Annotated in this window: 19 protein-coding genes and 1 pseudogene; 7 read left to right on the forward strand and 13 right to left on the reverse strand. The window is 70.4% G+C overall.

Annotation, left to right across the window (positions count from 1 at the left end):
* Both E4N62_RS15885 and E4N62_RS15890 read right to left on the reverse strand, forming a co-directional pair.
* The gene (locus tag E4N62_RS15885; protein ID WP_230215084.1) at window positions 1–228 is read right to left on the reverse strand and encodes a hypothetical protein; all 228 of its coding nucleotides are present in this window, start codon (window positions 226–228) and stop codon (window positions 1–3) included.
* A gap of 55 nt (window positions 229–283) precedes the next feature.
* Window positions 284–715 carry an Asp23/Gls24 family envelope stress response protein gene (locus E4N62_RS15890; protein WP_230215086.1) on the reverse strand — a complete coding sequence of 144 codons (432 nt, stop codon included), beginning with the start codon at window positions 713–715 and terminating at the stop codon, window positions 284–286.
* Window positions 716–892: 177 nt separating this feature from the next.
* On the opposite strand from E4N62_RS15890, the gene E4N62_RS15895 reads away from it, so the two are divergent.
* Window positions 893–1,690, forward strand: coding sequence for a hypothetical protein (locus E4N62_RS15895; RefSeq protein WP_230215087.1), 798 nt, complete (start codon window positions 893–895; stop codon window positions 1,688–1,690).
* A gap of 314 nt (window positions 1,691–2,004) precedes the next feature.
* Window positions 2,005–3,048 carry an acyl-CoA desaturase gene (locus E4N62_RS15900; protein ID WP_230215088.1) on the forward strand — a complete coding sequence of 348 codons (1,044 nt, stop codon included), beginning with the start codon at window positions 2,005–2,007 and terminating at the stop codon, window positions 3,046–3,048.
* Between the two features lie 395 nt (window positions 3,049–3,443).
* On the opposite strand, the gene E4N62_RS15905 is transcribed toward E4N62_RS15900, so the two are convergent.
* The 5 genes from E4N62_RS15905 to E4N62_RS15925 form a co-directional block, all read right to left on the reverse strand.
* Window positions 3,444–4,124 carry a hypothetical protein gene (locus E4N62_RS15905; protein WP_230215089.1) on the reverse strand — a complete coding sequence of 227 codons (681 nt, stop codon included), beginning with the start codon at window positions 4,122–4,124 and terminating at the stop codon, window positions 3,444–3,446.
* Window positions 4,121–4,513, reverse strand: a complete 393-nt coding sequence (locus E4N62_RS15910) for an STAS domain-containing protein (RefSeq protein ID WP_308185096.1) — start codon at window positions 4,511–4,513, stop codon at window positions 4,121–4,123. The genes E4N62_RS15905 and E4N62_RS15910 overlap by 4 nt, the downstream gene beginning before the upstream one ends.
* A 489-nt stretch (window positions 4,514–5,002) precedes the next feature.
* Complete coding sequence (locus tag E4N62_RS15915) at window positions 5,003–5,290, reverse strand: hypothetical protein (RefSeq protein ID WP_230215090.1); 288 nt, start codon at window positions 5,288–5,290, stop codon at window positions 5,003–5,005.
* A gap of 5 nt (window positions 5,291–5,295) precedes the next feature.
* Complete coding sequence (locus E4N62_RS15920; RefSeq protein ID WP_230215091.1) at window positions 5,296–5,901, reverse strand: DUF5994 family protein; 606 nt, start codon at window positions 5,899–5,901, stop codon at window positions 5,296–5,298.
* A 270-nt stretch (window positions 5,902–6,171) separates the two neighbouring features.
* The gene (locus tag E4N62_RS15925; protein WP_374116992.1) at window positions 6,172–6,702 is read right to left on the reverse strand and encodes a DUF5994 family protein; all 531 of its coding nucleotides are present in this window, start codon (window positions 6,700–6,702) and stop codon (window positions 6,172–6,174) included.
* 208 nt (window positions 6,703–6,910) lie between these two features.
* Between E4N62_RS15925 and E4N62_RS15930 the strand changes: the two genes are divergently transcribed.
* The 5 genes from E4N62_RS15930 to E4N62_RS15950 all read left to right on the forward strand — a co-directional run bounded on the left by E4N62_RS15930 (window position 6,911) and on the right by E4N62_RS15950 (window position 10,413).
* Entirely contained in the window at window positions 6,911–7,159 is a 249-nt protein-coding gene (locus tag E4N62_RS15930) for a hypothetical protein (protein WP_230215094.1), read from the forward strand.
* A 307-nt stretch (window positions 7,160–7,466) separates the two neighbouring features.
* On the forward strand, window positions 7,467–7,739 hold the full coding sequence (locus E4N62_RS15935) for a hypothetical protein (RefSeq protein ID WP_230215096.1): 273 nt from the start codon (window positions 7,467–7,469) through the stop codon (window positions 7,737–7,739).
* A gap of 82 nt (window positions 7,740–7,821) precedes the next feature.
* Entirely contained in the window at window positions 7,822–8,178 is a 357-nt protein-coding gene (locus E4N62_RS15940) for a PRC-barrel domain-containing protein (protein ID WP_230215098.1), read from the forward strand.
* A 52-nt stretch (window positions 8,179–8,230) separates the two neighbouring features.
* Complete coding sequence (locus E4N62_RS15945; protein WP_230215100.1) at window positions 8,231–8,401, forward strand: hypothetical protein; 171 nt, start codon at window positions 8,231–8,233, stop codon at window positions 8,399–8,401.
* Window positions 8,402–8,673: 272 nt separating this feature from the next.
* Window positions 8,674–10,413, forward strand: a complete 1,740-nt coding sequence (locus tag E4N62_RS15950; RefSeq protein WP_230215102.1) for a SpoIIE family protein phosphatase — start codon at window positions 8,674–8,676, stop codon at window positions 10,411–10,413.
* 487 nt (window positions 10,414–10,900) lie between these two features.
* Here the strand turns inward: E4N62_RS15950 and E4N62_RS15960 are convergent, their stop codons facing one another.
* From E4N62_RS15960 to E4N62_RS15985, 6 genes and pseudogenes are all read right to left on the reverse strand, one after another.
* A complete protein-coding gene (locus tag E4N62_RS15960) occupies window positions 10,901–11,323 on the reverse strand; it encodes a replication initiator (RefSeq protein ID WP_374117008.1) in 423 nt (140 codons plus the stop codon).
* A 98-nt stretch (window positions 11,324–11,421) separates the two neighbouring features.
* Window positions 11,422–11,622, reverse strand: a complete 201-nt coding sequence (locus E4N62_RS15965) for a hypothetical protein (protein WP_230215104.1) — start codon at window positions 11,620–11,622, stop codon at window positions 11,422–11,424.
* Between the two features lie 503 nt (window positions 11,623–12,125).
* Window positions 12,126–13,532, reverse strand: a complete 1,407-nt coding sequence (locus tag E4N62_RS15970) for an APC family permease (RefSeq protein WP_230215106.1) — start codon at window positions 13,530–13,532, stop codon at window positions 12,126–12,128.
* A 439-nt stretch (window positions 13,533–13,971) separates the two neighbouring features.
* Window positions 13,972–14,079: pseudogene (locus E4N62_RS15975) on the reverse strand (sigma factor); the annotation flags it as partial.
* 266 nt (window positions 14,080–14,345) lie between these two features.
* Window positions 14,346–15,236 carry an XRE family transcriptional regulator gene (locus E4N62_RS15980; protein ID WP_230215108.1) on the reverse strand — a complete coding sequence of 297 codons (891 nt, stop codon included), beginning with the start codon at window positions 15,234–15,236 and terminating at the stop codon, window positions 14,346–14,348.
* Complete coding sequence (locus E4N62_RS15985) at window positions 15,233–16,030, reverse strand: peptidoglycan-binding protein (protein ID WP_230215110.1); 798 nt, start codon at window positions 16,028–16,030, stop codon at window positions 15,233–15,235. The genes E4N62_RS15980 and E4N62_RS15985 overlap by 4 nt, the downstream gene beginning before the upstream one ends.
* Window positions 16,031–16,078 lie beyond the last annotated feature (48 nt).

Raw genomic sequence — 16,078 nt, forward strand, 5'->3', positions numbered from 1 at the left:
TCACCGTCGCCAGTCTTCCCGAGCCCGTCGCCGGTCATCGCTGATCCGCTCCTGGCGGTCCCGGCGGCGGACGAAGTCGCCCGGTTCTAGATCACCTTCCATGAACCGCCCGACCACGAGACCGACGACGCCCAGCCCCAGGACCAGCAGGAAAGCCCAGAAATCGCCGAAATACGCGGCGAAACCAAGCGCCATACCGGCAATCAAGCCCACCACGGCCCTGCTCATCACGCGCTCCTTCATTCAAGCGGGCTACGCCGCCCCGGTGCGGGCTCCGCTCCGGCTACTGGACCCGCTGCCGCTCTGCTTCTTCGTCCTCCTCGTCCGGCAGCTTCACGTCGCTGACCGTGATGTTGACTTCCACGACTTCCCGACCCGCCATCCGCTCCACCGCGGAGATCACGTTCTCCCGCACGTCACCGGCGACATCCGTGATCGAGACGCCGTAGTCGACGACGATCTCCAGGTCGACGGCCGCCTGTTGCTCGCCGACCTCGACCTCGACCCCGCGGGTGACGGACTTGCCACTGCCGGCGCCAGGCATCCGCTCCCGCATGGACCCCATCGAGCGCGCGAAGCCGCTGCCCAGGGCATGGACACCGAGCACGTCCCGTGCCGCCATTCCGGCGATCTTCTCCACGACCACGTCGGCGATGGATGTCCGACCGCGAGAACCGGGCGCACCACCGTGTCCTACGCCGGTGTTCTCAGTCATCGGGATATTCCTCCCTCGTGAGGCTCACACAGCACTCATAGATACAAGTATATTCGCTTTAGTAGTACTTGCCATTGTTTGCGAATCATATGGCGAAATGACGGACGAGCGGACGAGCGGCCCGGGCAAGCCGGAAATGAGCAGTGGCCCCGGAAGAAGAAGGAGGGTGAGACAACGGTGAGAACCGACGCGTGGACGCAGGCAGTACGGAACCAGCTCGCCCTGGGCCGGCTCCTGCCGCTCGGCGGGCGCGAGGACGGGGCGTGGATCACCGAGCAGGCCGCCGTACGGGCCCTCGGGCGCGCGGCCGCTGAGATTCCCGGTGTCCGGCTGGGGACCCTGCGCATCGGGCCGGTACCGCTGGAGTCCGTGTCCGAACCGGCCGTCCCTGCGCCTGCCAGCGCGCTACCGCCTGGCCCGCTCAGGATCGAGGCCGCCTTCACGGCATCCCTCGGACAGCCACTGCCCGAGGCCGCCGACCAGTTGCGGAGCGCCCTGCTTCACGCGGCCGCCGAACGGCTCGGCCTGGCCACCGCGACAGCCGACCTGCGGATTTCGGATCTCCATGAGGGCCCGGACGAAGGCCCGGACGAAAGCCCGGACGAAAGCCCGAACACTGAAGTGACATCGCGGGCCGCGACGAGGGACATGAGGCCGGCGCCGGAAGGCACAGCCGCTCGCTCCTCGCACCCGGTGGCAGGAAAGGGGTCCGGGCAGGGGCCCGTCGGGGAGATCGCGGATGTCGCGGCGGGGGTTCCCGGCGTCGCCCGCCTCACCGCCGTGCTGGGAAGCCGTCCGGTCAGGCTGCATGACCAGGTCGATCCGCCCGGCCGGCACGTCGAGATCCACTTCGCGGTCGCCCCCGGACACCATCCCCTGCACGTCGCCCGCGCCGTCCGGAAGGCCGTGGCCGCCGCGGCCGCCGGTGACACGACGGGCCCGGTCACCGTCGCCGTCCTCATCACGGAGACATGAGTCCAGGTCGACCGGAGGACGTCCCGCACGGGCTCCATGGCGCGCGCCACCGGTCGCCGTCGTCCGCCGCGGAAGCGCGCGGATCGCTCCAGGTGCCCTGCCCTGGCACGGTGTGAGACCTGCCTGGCAGGGAACCCGCGTTCGGACAGGAGGTCTGCGCGGCTGCGGCCGGCGAAGCAGACGTCGTCCTCTCTCCGCGGTCGCGCGACGCGCGTCCCGCCGTGGAGAAGCGCCTTCCTCCCAGCGGCCCGGTCTCAGCGGCTCCCAAGGCGGCACCGAGCCATCTGCCTCCTTCGGAGAAGAGCTTCATCATCATGAGCAGCAATACGACGGCCGGCCTCCCGCCCCCGAGGACGTCCGGCAGTGACTTCGCCCGATTGTCGCGAAAGATCGCCGATGCCGGCCTGATGGAACGCCGCCCCGGCTACTACGCGCTGCGGATCACCGCGGTGGCCGCGCTCTACGTCATGGGGTGGGCCGCCGTCGCACTCGTCGGCGACAGTTGGTGGACCCTGGCGGTCGCCGCATTCCTGGCCGTGGTCTTCGGCCAGGTCGCCCTGCTCGCCCATGACGCGGCCCATCGCCAGGTGTTCCGCCGACGCAGGGCCAGCGAGGTGTCCGGACGGATCGCCGGTACCGGAATCGGCATGGGCTACGGATGGTGGCAGGACAAGCACACCCGCCACCACGCGAACCCCAACCACGAGGAACTCGACCCCGACCTCGACCCCGACCTGCTGGTCTGGTCCCAGGACCAGGCCAGGGCCGCCAAAGGACTCCCCCGTCTGATCGGCCGCTGGCAGGCGTTCCTGTTCTTCCCTCTGCTCACACTGGAGGGCTTCAACCTGCACGTGTCGAGCGTGCGGGCGCTGGCCAATCGCTCGCTCAGGCACCGAACCCTCGACGGCGCCCTGCTGTTCGTACACTTCGCGGTCTATGTGACCGTCCTGCTCTGGCTGCTGCCGCCCACCATGGCGATCGCCTTCATCGCCGTGCACCAGGCCCTGTTCGGCGTCTACCTGGGCTCCCTCTTCGCACCCAACCACAAGGGCATGCCGATACTGACCGGCCAGGACCGCCCGGACTTCCTCCGCCGCCAGGTCCTCACCTCACGCAACGTGCGCGGCGGCCTGTTCACCGACATCGCCCTGGGCGGGCTGAACCATCAGATCGAGCACCACCTGTTCCCCAGCATGCCCAGCCCCAACCTGCGCCAGGCCCGGGCCATCGTGCGCCGCCACTGCCGGGAACTGGACGTCGACTACGTGGAGACCGGGCTGCTCACCTCCTACCGACTGGCCCTCGCCAGTCTCCACCGGGCGGGAGCACCGCTCCGGCACGCACGCGTCCCTGCCTAGGGCTAGGGCGTGTTTCGGAAGTCCCTTCGTCGCCCGAAGGGCGGCTCTGCGGCGTCCGGTGCGTGCTCTCGGCGCGCCGGACGAAAGGCCTCGTACTGGGTGTACTTGGCCTTTCGTCCGGTGCGGCGGTGGGGGTACCTCCCGGTCGAGCGCCAGCCGAGGCCGGGGGAGCGTGCCGGGCGTCGCAGAGCAGAAGGGACTTCCGAAACACGCCCTAGTGCACGGAACCCACGTCCCTGATACGGGACGCGCATCCCGCACAAGCCACCGCTGCCGCTGTACGCGATCCCCAGGCCGATGGCCTGGGGACCGTGCTGTGTCCGTCCGGATCGTCCTGACGTCATCGCCCGCCGTGGCGCACCACCCACGGCCGCGGCCGGGCCGAGCGGCGGTCGTCAGTCGGGGCGTTGGGTGCGGTTCTCGTGGGTGAGGCCGTCCGGGTGGGTGGTTGAGCGGGGTCCGAGGGGAAGCACCAGGGCCCTCAGCAGCACAGGGGCCGAGGGTCGGTGGACGGTGGGATCCGATGGCCTACGTACCGCCCCGATGTCCTGCCATCCCCACGACAGGAAGGCGTCGCGGGCCGGAGCGTCGGCCGGGTCGACCAGTGTCGCCCCGAGCGAGGCGTGGTGGTCGCCGAGCAGGCGTCGCTGAAGACGGCGGGCGAGGTCCTCGTCGCCGCTGTGAGGGTGCACCACGATCTCGGTGATCGCGAAGACGTGTCCGGACGCGGTGAGTTGTTCGACGCCCTGGGGGAGCTTCCCGTGGAACCCCCTCCACCAGGTCCCTTCGCGCGGCACGGGAAATCCGTAGGCGCATCCGGCGAAGGCCGTGTCCTCCGCGATCAGCAGGGCGAATCCGGGCCGCCTGATGTCGCCGGTGAGACGCCGCAGAAAGGCCTCCCGGCCCCGGTACCGGCGGCCCGCCCCCGCGCGGAACGACTCCACGGACAGATCCGCCAGGTCCTCCCGCAGAGTCTCTGCCTGCCAGCGGTTCAGCCGGCGCAGACGTACCGCGTGCGCGGGAGCCGCCGTTCCCGCCGGACCCTGCTGCGGCTCCCGGCGGTCCGGGGCGGTCACAGCGCGCCGCCCGCGACGGTCGGCACCTGGGGTCGGGCCGACCGGTCCGTGTGGTGTTCGTCGAGGAGAAAGCCGGAGCCGGTCAACTCGATGACGCGGGCCATGGCCGGAGGCGGATAGTGCAGTTGGAGGATCGTTCCGGCACCGGCGCCGAGCCGGAATGTGGTGAGGAATGCGTTGAGTCCGCTGGCGTCGCAGAAGGTGACCGCCATGAGATCGACGTCGATGGTACGCATGCCGTCGCGCAGACATCCGGCCAGTTCGGCGTACACGAGCGGGGCGGTGGCCAGGTCGATCTCTCCCGAGAGGGTGACGAGCGCGCGGGTGGTGCGGTCGTGCCGGTGGACGGTCAACTGGGGCAGGGGCATGGTTCCCTCGGTTCTCGACATCTGTCGGTGGTTCCGCGCGGCAGGATCAGGGGCCCGGCCACTCGCGGTGTGCCGCCGATATGGGCGATGGGTACGGTGACGCGCGAATGACCGGTCCGTTCAGGCCGGTTGGCGGGCGCGCCGACGCATCGGACGGCGCGGGATGCCCGTGGAACGGCCGAACCGGGGGGTGTGCTCCCGGTGGGCATCGTGACCTGGAGGGGTTCCGTCCCTGGCACACGGACAGTGGTGACGAACCTTTCGTCGTCCCCCGCCCCCGGTCGGCTCTGCCCCGGCCGAAGCCGACCCCCGGCCATCGGGGCCGGGCACCTCGGGACACGGGAAGCCGTCGGCTTGTCAACCGCGGTGCCATGCCGGGGAGTCCGGGGGCACGCACCACGACGGCCACGTCGGCCGGTTCGGCCACATCGGCCACATCGGCCGGTTCGGCCGGTTCGGCCAGTTCGGCCAGTTCGGCCAGTTCGGCCAGTTCGGATGCGGCCCTGCGGCCTATGGGCGCACCCTGTCCGAGCGGGTGCTCACAGCGCCCTCACGGGTGCGGCGCCGGAGGCGGAGGCGTCCACCTCCGGCGTCACGCCGACGGCCCGTGCCGGTCGTCCCCGCCCGGACACGGGCCTTGCGCGGAGCAGACGGTCGCGGTCCCGCGTCAGGCGTCCTGGAGTGACCGTAGTGGAAGGCGGCGATACGGTCGCCGTGCTGCGAGTTGAGCCGATGGATGAGGAGCGCGCCGAAGACGATCACCGCGATGATCACGATCAGGGTCAGGAATGTCTCCACGGTTCTCACCTCCCCGTCAGGTGATGCGGCATCGCTGCGGTCATGGCGGTGGTGGTCGGGATGCCCGGCCGTACGGTCCGGGCGCCGGCCTCACGTCCCCCTTCGGAGGCCCAGACCGCCTCACCGGCCCGGTCGGTCTCCGCCACGGTCCGCAGGCGCGCCTCCTCCTCCATCAACCGGCTCGCGGTCGACGTGCCCAGGGGGTCGCTCGCGGCGGCCATCAGCCGGGCTGCCGATGCGGCGGGCGTCTGCGGTGGTATCACCAGGAGGTTCCACCGGCCCGCATGGTAGGAGAGCAACAACAGTTCGTGCGGGTCCTGCTCCCACCGGAACCAGCCCACTTTCACCACGTGTCCCGCGACGGGCACCTTGCGCGGAACGACCGGCCAGTGGACGGGATTCACCGTCACGCGGGTGATCCGGCCCCACAGCGGGTCCAGTACGGCCGTCAGGGAAAGTAGTTCCGCCGCGAGATCGCGGGAGCGGGGCCACCAGGCACCGTCCAGCAGAGCCGGCGCGGGGCCGACGGGAGCCAGCGACAGACGGAGTGAGGACGAGGAGAAACGGTCAGCCGCTTCGGCTGCCGACGGGTGGGGAATGGTCACGGTCATGACGCGAACCCTGCCCCGGGCCAACCACGACCGGCCCGGTGTATTCGTTCGCCGAAAACGACACGAGCCTGAAAGCCGGTGTGCGAGATATCCTCGGTGTCTTCGAGCGTACTCCTCGAACGGGCCCCGCGGACCACCGCTCGACTCAGGCCCGGTCCCGTACGGGAGACCCGGTCCCGTAGGCCACCCCCCGAATCCCCCGAACGACTGTCCCTGGGGCCACGAACACGACGAAGATCACCTCGCGAGCGGCTGGCGGCACCTGCCCGGCTATTCACCGCCGGGCTGTTCACCCGGAGACGGTTCACCGGGGCTCTTCATCACGCCCCCGTGGGCCTGTGCGGTGCTCGGGTCCGTTCGTCCGGTGCCCGTGTCGATGAGGATCTGCTCGGCCCGCCTCCCGCTGCCTGCGCGGACGGCCTCGGCCATGGCGGCGCGCGCGGCGTCGGGCGTCGCGTGCGGCGGGACCACGAGGAGGGAGAAGAGATCCTGCTCGCCCCGGGTGATGAGAACCGTGTCGTCGCCGACCGGAAAGGAGTCGATGCGGACGACACGGTCGTCGACGGTCATCCGCGTCGGCAGTTCGTCCCACGCCCCGGTGTCGAGACCGACGCGTGTGATGGGCCCGAGGTGCTCGGTCAGTGCGCCGATCAGGCTGGGGAGTTCGGCGGCGATGTCGCGGGAGCGAGGCCACCACACCCCGTCGAGCACGCCCTGCCGGTCATGCGTCGTCTCCAGCCGCACGAGAGCCGTCCCGGGCCGCACGGCCCGGTGCACGGCGTCCGGCAGGAGTCTCGTCATCCGGGGGGAGTCGGAGCCGGAGTCGACCATGGCACTCGCCTGCCTACCTGGACCGAGGAGACCGGGTGGCTTCCTCGTTCTCACGGTACTCCGCGTTCCGACAGCAGGCCGGGAGGGCGCAGGTCGCCCTCGGGAGCTGCGGCGACTGCCGGAGTAAGGTGGTGAACCCGGCCCGTCCCGTACGGGCACGTCGAACTCCGAGGTCGCCATGCGGTCCATGGAAACCCCCTCGGCCGGCCACGCCGAGGTCCGTGTCGTCGCCCCCTCGCCCGAAGTCGCCCGTCGGGTCGCGGAGGTTCTCCGCCGTTGCTTCGACGCCACCGAGCAGCGCAGCTACCCCGCGGGCCCCGACGGAGGAACCCGCCTCGACCTCACCGTGGACACCGCCCACGCGGCGGAACCCGCTCGGTCGTGGCTGGAGACCAGCCGGTCCACGGGAGACAGCCACCGGCGGTAGCGTTCAGCGACCTGCCGAGCGCACTCGCCCCCCCTGGCCGATCCGTCAGGAACCGTCGTCAACAGCGCGCTCAGCCGCACATGCGCTGCCGGATCCGCCCGTCGCGACCACGCGCACGGTCCGGCTGTGCGACGTACCGCACGCGGACGCATCGCCCGGCATGGCCTCGCCGCACCACCACCTCGCACCACCGCGCCACCCGTGCGCTGCCCTGCAAAACCGCTGGCCGTGGGCCGGTACCGGCGTACGGCCCGGAGTAGAGTGAACACGGAGAGCCGGTTCGGAGCCCAGACGAGTGGCGGCGACCATGGCAACACTGCACCAGCGGAAAACCCACCGCGAAGCGATCATGAAGACCCTCTACGAAGACATGGAAGGAAGTGGCCTTCCAGACGTCTCCGGGGCCAGGCTGCGTGACGAGTTGGAGATCCCGGAGCACGATCTGGCCGCGGCCTGCACCTATCTGGTGGGTGAGGGACTGGTCACGGTCCGCTGGGCCCACGGAGAGGTGCCCGCGACGGTCGTGCTGACGCATCAGGGGATACGGCTCATGGAGGCCGACGAGGAGAAGCGCGGCTGACCCCGCGAGGGTGCCTTGGGACACGGAGGCCGGGGTATTCGTACATACCCACCCGGCAGAGCGTGCAGACAGGGAGCAGGCCATGATCCGTCCAGCCGACATCCGCGAGTGGCGCAACCAGGACGTGGTCGACGAGAAGCAGCGCAGGATCGGCATGCTCGAAGCGGTCTATGTCGACACCGCCACCGACGAGCCTGCCATGGCCACCGTCCGGACCGGACTGCCCACCCGCCACCGGCTGGTCTTCGTCCCGCTCGACGGCGCGGTCCTCGGACCGGACTACGTCCGGGTCTCCTACACCAAGGGGCAAGTACGGAAGGCCCCGTCGATCGGGACGGACGACGTCCTGCCGGCCGAGCGGGAGGAGGAGGTCTTCCAGCACTACGGCATGACGTACCGGCCGGGGGCGGCCGGCGAACGTCAGCTCGCACGCCGGTGATCACGCACGCACGGCACGGCACGGCACGGCACAGAGGAGATGGTCCGCGGTGATGGCGCTCTTCCTTCTGCTGCTCCTGGTGGCCGTCGTACTGGGGATCATCGGTGTGGTGGCGGAGGGCCTCGGCTTTCTCCTGGCCATCGGCATCGTGGTCTTCGCCGCAGCCGTGATCTCCTTCACGGTGCTGGTGTCCCGGCGTGCCAGGCGACGTCCCGTCCGCTGACGCCGGGGCCGACACCGTGTACGGCGTCGTGCTGGAGCGGTTGGCGGGCGCTCGGGCAGGGCGGTGGGCGACGAAACGTCTTGTCGGGCGTGCGCGCGGGTGTCCGCCGGGGGACCATCGGTAGCGGGGCCATCGGTAGCCGGGGGACCATCGGTAGCGGGGGACCATCGGTAGCGGGGGACCCGGATCATCGGTGGCTCGGTCCCTGCCCGGAATGTGGTTCCCGACGCGCCCGCGGTCCTCGGTCGAGGCCCCCATGACAGGAGTGCGGCATGGTGGAGGGTGCGGCACCCGGCGCGGGAGAAGAGGGACGGTCGTGGCCGGCGGCCGAGCCGGACCTCTGGCGGCAGGTGGTCGAGCAGCTGGGCACCGCCCTGATGGTGGTCGATCCGGCCGCACGGATCCTCGCTGTCAACCCGGCCGCCGAGCGGCTGCTGGGCCGTACCGCCGACGCGATGCGCGGAAGGGACGCGCACGAACTGCTGCACCGGGACGCGGGCGGCGGCGCTCTGGTCCGCGAGCGTTGCCCGCTGCTCCGGGCGCTGTCCGAGAGGACCGCGGCAGGCGGGGACGGCGACAGTTACCTGCGCGGTGACGGCCGCCTGCTCACCATCGCCTGGTCCGCCTCTCCCCTGACGGACCCCGGCACCTTCAAGGGCATGGCCGTGCTGTTCACCGACGCCACGGGCGACCACGGCACGCGCCGGGAGCGGGCGGAACGGGCTGCCTACACGAGTGCTCTGGAAGACCTCACCGAGCGACTGACGCTGGTCGCGGACATCACCGACGTACTGGGCCAGACCCTGGACGCCGACGAGGCCCTCGCCCGGCTGGGCCGCCTGCTGGTACCCCGCCTCGCCGACTGGACCGCGGTGGACCTCCGGACAGGTTCCGGGCAGGTCCACCGAGTGGCTGTGACAGGTCCCGCGGGCCGCCACACGGCGCTGGAGGGCGGGCACGAGCGCCTCCCCGAGGCGGGAGAGGCGGACCCGTCGCCCCTCGTCCGGGTGCTGAACGGCGGTGATCCCGTGCTGTGGGACGGGGTGGGGGCGGCCGTACCACCCGGCTCCCCCCTGGCCGCCCGCCACAGCGACTTCCTGCGCACGGTGGGCGCGACATCCGTCGTCACGGTGCCGCTGGCCTCGGGACCGCAGATCACCGGCGCCCTGACGCTGGTCCGCACCGACCCCGCACACCCCTTCGACGCCGCCGACCTGGAGGTGGTGGGCGACATCGGCCGCCGGGTCGGTCTGGTCGTCGACAACGCGCGGCGGTACGGCCGCCAGCGTGCCGTCGCCGAGGCCATGCAGCGCAACCTGCTCGGCCCGCTGCCCCAGCCTGGCCGGCTTCGACTGGCCGCCCGCTACCAGCCCGCCCCCGTCGGGTCCCAGGTCGGCGGTGACTGGTACGACGCGTTCGAACTGAAGGACGGCACGCTCGCGCTGGTCATCGGCGACGTCGTGGGCCACGACCTGACCGCGGCGGCCGGCATGTCCCAACTGCACGGCATCCTCCGCTCCCTGGCCTGGGACCACGTCGGGATGCCGGGGGGCGTCGTCGACCGCCTCGACGACGCCATGCCCGCGATCACCACCGTCCCCATGGCCACCCTCGTCCTCGCCCGGATCGAAGGCCATCCGGACGACGGCCCATGGACCCTGCGGTGGACCAGCGCCGGACATCCGCCGCCGCTCCTCCTCACCCCCGGCGGGCACGCGCGGTACCTCGAAGCCGGGCAGGGACTGCTCCTCGGCGCCCACCTGAGCGACGGCGGCAGCCGGCCGAACGCCACGGAACCCCTGCCGCCGGGTTCCACGCTGCTGCTCTACACCGACGGCCTGATCGAGATCCCCGGCAGTGACCTCGGCACCGGCCTGACCCGCCTGCGCCGCCACGCCCTGGGGCTCGCGCACGCCTCCCTGGACACGCTGTGCGACCAGTTGCTCGCCCGTATGCCACCCGGCAGCACCGACGACGTGGCCCTCCTCGCCCTGCGGCTGCCGTCGGAGTGAGCGCGGACGGGCGACGTTCCAGACCCGACCCGGACGGTGCGCCGGATACGCGTCAGCGAACACGGGGGCGAAGGGTGCCCGGCACGCAGTGCCGATAAGCGGGCGGAGAGCCACCACCCTGCCCGCGCCGTTGATCCGGCACGGGTCGCGACTGATGAGGTCGTCATCGGGCCGTTTCCATGGTGCCTTTGAGCAGGCGGTATGCCTTGGCGACGGTTGTCTTGGCGCTCGTCGCCCGCAGCCGCTCCGCCCGCCGTTCACGGACGGGCGGTGCGGTATCTCGTCCAGGTCGAGCGTGCCGAAGGTCGGGAGGATGTAGAGGCAAGAAGGTGTTGGTACAGGTCCACCGTCCGTACGGCCAACTCCCGCTTCTCGACCCACTTCTGCGCGTACTCACGGAAGTTCACGGCGCCCGTGTCGGGAGCGTCGCCCCCGGCTGAGATCCGCCTCGACCTGGGAGAGCCAGATCTCAGCGTCCTTCTTCGTCTCAAAATTCTCGGGTGCACGCATCCGCTCGTTGTCGGAAGCAAGGTAGGACGCCGTCCACTGCCCGGACCGGTACTGGCCGCACGGCCCCGAAACGGCGACGTCTGCCGTTCTTGTCGGCCGGCCCTTCTTGGGCGACGACCGAACCCTTGAGGCTGTCGCGGAGTTCCAAGTGAGTGAGGCCCACGCGGGAGGCGAGTTGCTGCCGCAGGTGAGTGGTGAAGCGAGCCCACAGAGCTCCCGCGTGCACATTCCAGAGGGCAGCGGCGCGGTAGTCGTAGCGGTCGGGATACAGAGGTGTACCGAGCGCGGGGTCATCGTCGGGGTGGAGTCGGCCGCAGCGGCACCGGCCGCCGCCCGAGCGGTTGTGGCGGGGCCGAAGGTGAAGGTGGCGAAGGTGGTGGTGCGGCCAACGACGACTGATGACAACCGCTCAGGCGCCCGGGGAAGCTGCCCTGACCTGCCCTGACCAGCGAAGAACCCAGCTCGCCACAGCCCGGTCGCAGGAGCCGGGCGAACGGGTCAGTGGCCGGCCTGAGTGTCACCAATTACGGCTCGTGTCCTGCTGCGGAGGGTGATCGCCCGGCGGGCAGCGTGAATCGCCATGAGTGCGAGCCAGGTTCCCCCCAGGCACGGCCCGAGAAGGCCCCACCAGTCCACCACCGGCTTCGCAAGCACCTCCACGGCCCACCAGACGTCGTAGGCCACGATGCCGGTCAGCACCACAGCCAGGAGAGCCGTGGTCCACCAGCGCTCTGGCCACCCCTTGTCCACGTTGCCCCCTGCCGGAATCACGCGCCGCTGCCGACATCGCCCAGTGTGCCGTACCCGTTGCGTGCCCGTTCAGGCGGGAGGCCGGGGCCACGGTGCGTCACGACCAAAGCCGCGTTCCCTCAGCAGGCACGTGGCAGGTTGGCAGGACCCACGTTCACGATCTTCCGAACTGGCGGTCTGTCCACCGACCGCAACACCACGGGCTGGTCGACCGGGTCATTGAGACTCCATCGACGTCTGTGCAGGCGGGCGCCCTTGCCGAGGTCGACGCGGCCGGGACGGTACTGCAGAGGGGCCTCCAGCGTGCCCGCGGGGAAGAAACGTCACTGGCGTGTCAGCTCTCGCTGTCCGCGGAGGTGCCGCGGAAGTACCCGGTGACGCTGCCCTCGTCCTGCAGGCTCACGAGTTCCCTTTCGCACCCGGCCGTCACCGGGCGCGAAAGGGAGTCCCGATCAGCGGGAGGCGACGGCGGCGATGAGACGTTGTTCGGCGTCCTCGCCCGCCGCGACCTTGGGCAGCCGCCACATGAAGAACGCGCCGACCAGCCACCACACGCCGACGATCGCCCACTCCGAGGGCCAGATGAGGGCCGCGGGCATACCGGGCAGGTAGAGCACGCCGAGCCCCAGACTGAGCACCAGCGCGGCGACACCGACAGCCGGTCCGGCCGGAGTACGGAACGGGCGCTCCATGCCAGGCTCCCGGCGGCGCAGCACCAGGAAGGACAACACCACGACGACGTAGGCGATGACGATGTTGATGCCGCCCGCGTCGACCAGCCACACCAGCATCGGCCGTCCGAAGAACGGGGCCAGCACCGAGAGGGCACCGATGAAGACCACCGCGTTGGCAGGGGTGCGGTACTTCGGGTGCATCGTGCCGAACCAGGCGGGGATCATGCGGGACTCGGCCATGGCGTACAGCAGTCGGCTGCCGCCGATGAGGAAGGCGTTCCAGCTCGTCAGGATGCCCGCGATGCCACCGATGACCAGGACGTTGCCCATGGCCTGGCTGTTCCACAGGGCGGTCATGGCGTCGGCTGCGGCGAGGTTGGACTCGGCGAGGGCCGAGGCGCTGAGACCGGAGCCCACGGTCAGCATGATCATGACGTACCACGCGGTCGCGCAGAGCACGGAGATCACCAGGAGCTTGCCCACCTGGCGGTACGGGAGCTTGATCTCACCGGCCGACTGCGGAATCACGTCGAAACCCACGAAGAGGAACGGCACGGCGACCAGCACCGTGAAGATCCCGTCCATGCCCCCGCTGACCATCGGCTCCATGTTGTCGGCGGAACCACCCTTGAGGGCTCCGACGAGCAGCGCGGCGCCCGCGCAGAGCAGGAACAGCACCGCGATGGTCTGGAACACCGCCGCGGGACGTATACCGATGTAGTTCACAGCCGTGATCGCGATCGCGGCGATCACGCCGACGGCGACCCAGCTCGCGTAGACGTCGTAGTCCGCGATCGTCCACATGTGGCCCACGAGCATGTCGGGGAAGAGGTTGACCATGCTGTGCGGCAGCGCGACGGCCTCGAACGCGGCGACCGACACATAGCCGAGAACCATGGCCCAGGAGGCCAGGAAGGCACCCCGGCCACCGAGTGCCCGCAACGCGTAGTGGTGCTCGCCGCCCGCATGCGGCATCGCCGAGACCAGCTCCGCGTACGTCAGCCCGACGAGCGTGACGACCACGCCGCCGATGGTGATGGCGATCGCCGCGCCCACCGGCCCCGCGTCACTGATGAAACCTGAGGTGAGAACGATCCACCCGAAACCGATCATGGCCCCGAAGGCCAATGCCAGAACGTCTCCTCTGCCGAGCACTCTGAGGAATCCGCCGTTGTTGTCCGTCATCCGCCGATCCTGCCTATCCGGGGGGTTCGAGCGCCAAGGTGGAGAGAAGTGGACCGGACTTCAGGACATGAACACCAGGATCAGGATGTACAACTTGCACCGTATACCTATCCAGAACGATGAAATCCCTGGTCAACCACTTGATCCAGCAGCCGAGCCGCGCACCGGTAACCCAGTGGACCAAGTTCCGTAACACGCGCGGCACTCGGCGAATCGGGCTTCACGACGTACCCCGATCCGGCAGTGTCGCGGGCCGGAAAGCTGCCGCACAAGCGGGTGCGGCCCGGCCGATGGCACGATTCCGCGCATGACCAACGGCCGGGAAGTGACCTGCCGCGCTCCGCTCCAGAAGCGCGCCCTGTGGTGCCTCGTCGGACTTGGGGCGGCGGGGGCGACCCTGACCGCGGTACGCATGGTCTTCTGTGCGACGACCTCCGACGCCGTCCAAGTCCAGTTCGGCCCGGCGTTCCCAGGTCCGGACGAAGGCCTCCTGGACCACATCCTGCGCCTCGGCGAGGTCGCCTGTCATCGCATACAGCCGGCCGATGAGTCGGCCGACGCTCGCGGCGTGAAAGGCGTCGACCTCGTCCGAGGGCCTGACGCTAGGGCGTGTTTCGGAAGTCCCTTCGTCGCCCGAAGGGCGGCTCTGCGGCGTCCGGTGCGTGCTCTCGGCGCGCCGGACGAAAGGCCTCGTACTGGGTGTACTTGGCCTTTCGTCCGGTGCGGCGGTGGGGGTACCTCCCGGTCGAGCGCCAGCCGAGACCGGGGGAGCGTGCCGGGCGTCGCAGAGCAGAAGGGACTTCCGAAACACGCCTAGTCGCGAGAGCCTGACGCCACTGGACGTGAGGGCAGCGGGGTCGTGGTGGCTGCCCCGCCCAAGCGGGCCTCGAAGCACTCCCGTTCGCCGTCGGCCGACGCGGGCCGGAAGCAGGCCCGGACGGTGCTGCCGGGACGGACCTCGGTCATCTCCGTGTAGATGAAGGTTGCCGCGTCGTCCTTGTTCTCGATGCGCACGCCGTGGGTCGGGCCGCCTGCCGTGACTTCCAGCCGGTCTCCGATCTCGGTCCCCCAGGTCCGGGCCCAGCTTGCACCGCACTTCTTGCTGTAACGCAGCTCGACGTGGGCGCCGGTGGCCGTGCGGTGCGAGGCGAGGGTGTCGGGGCCGAGGCCGCAGATCAGGCGCATCGGGTCCCGGCCCTCGCAGGCGGCTCCGTGGCATTGGGGAGCGAGGGAGAACGGGATGGAGGCCGGTGGCGGTTCGTCCTCCTGTGCCTCCGAGTCCGGCAGCAGGAGGAACAGCAGGGCCGCGGCACCGCCGACGATCACGGTGTACGCCGACACCAGCGCCAGCAGGAGCCTGCCTCTGCCAAGTCGCCGCCGCTCGGTCCCGGCGGGCGTCGGCGACTGCTGAGGTTGTGGCTGCGGCGACTCGTCCGCGGGAGGGTCGGGTGCGGGGGCCACCGCGCGTCCGCTCCAGTGCGACTCGGCGATCTCCCACAGGGCCAGCAGCCGCCCGTCCGGTTCGTTCGCGAGCCGGCACAGTTCCTTGACGGCCTGGCGAGGAGGCAGGCTCTTGCCGTTGAGGTAACGCTCCCACGAGGACTTGCTGTACGCAGTCCGCTCCGCCAGCGCCGCCAGGCTCAGCCCCGCACCGGCCCGCAGCTCCCGCAGCGCCGCGGCCAACCGGGCGTGTTCCGCGGTCACTTCGGATCCGCCTCCCGCAGGGCCTGCCAGGTGGGCGGGTCGATGACTCCGTTCACGATCAGCCCGTTCTGCTTCTGCATGCGCTCGACCGCTCGCCGCGTCTTCGGTCCGAAGACGCCGTCGATGTCCCCTGGCCCGGTGCCCGCCCGGTGCAGCAGGCACTGCGCCTCGGCCACTTCGAGCCCGATGTGGGTGTTGGACAGAAGGATGTTGGTGGTCCGGCTCAGGCCCGCGTACCAACGGCCGTCACGCTGCTCCAGCTTGCAGGTGTAGATGACCGGCACCGTGGACTCCGACACGGTGGCCAGGGCCGTCGCGACAGCATCGCTGCGCTCGTGCGCGAGCTGGGCACGGGCCTCGGTGAGCCGCACGGCCAGCAGGAGCGCCGCGGTGACGGACAGCGCCGTGACCACGGCTGCCGCCGTGACCGCGGCGCGCAGGTGACGCCCGTATGGCTGCTGCTCGGTGGGGGTGTGTTCCGGCGTCGCGGAGGAGTCCTCGGGGGTGTTGGTGGTGAGCGCCCTACCCTCCGCCCACCGTTGGGCGGCGATCTCGTGCATCACCAGCAGCCGGTGCGGATCGTCACCGCCGACGCGGGCCATCGCCTCGACGGCCTCCCGGGGCGGCAGAGACCTGCCGTTCAGATATCGCTGCCACGACTTCGCGCTGTACCCGGTCCTCGCGGCGAGTTGACGGGTGCTCAGGTCGCTGTGGTCCTTCAGTCTGCGCAGTCGCACGATCAACTGGTGGACGTGTGGATGCAGTTCTGCGGGCAGCTCTTTCCAGCGCGACACGCTTCCCCCCCCAACTCGCGTTCGGGACCGCAGGCCCAGCCCTCCGTG

It is taken from the genome of Streptomyces sp. MNU76 (assembly GCF_020982545.1).
Lineage (GTDB): Bacteria > Actinomycetota > Actinomycetes > Streptomycetales > Streptomycetaceae > Streptomyces.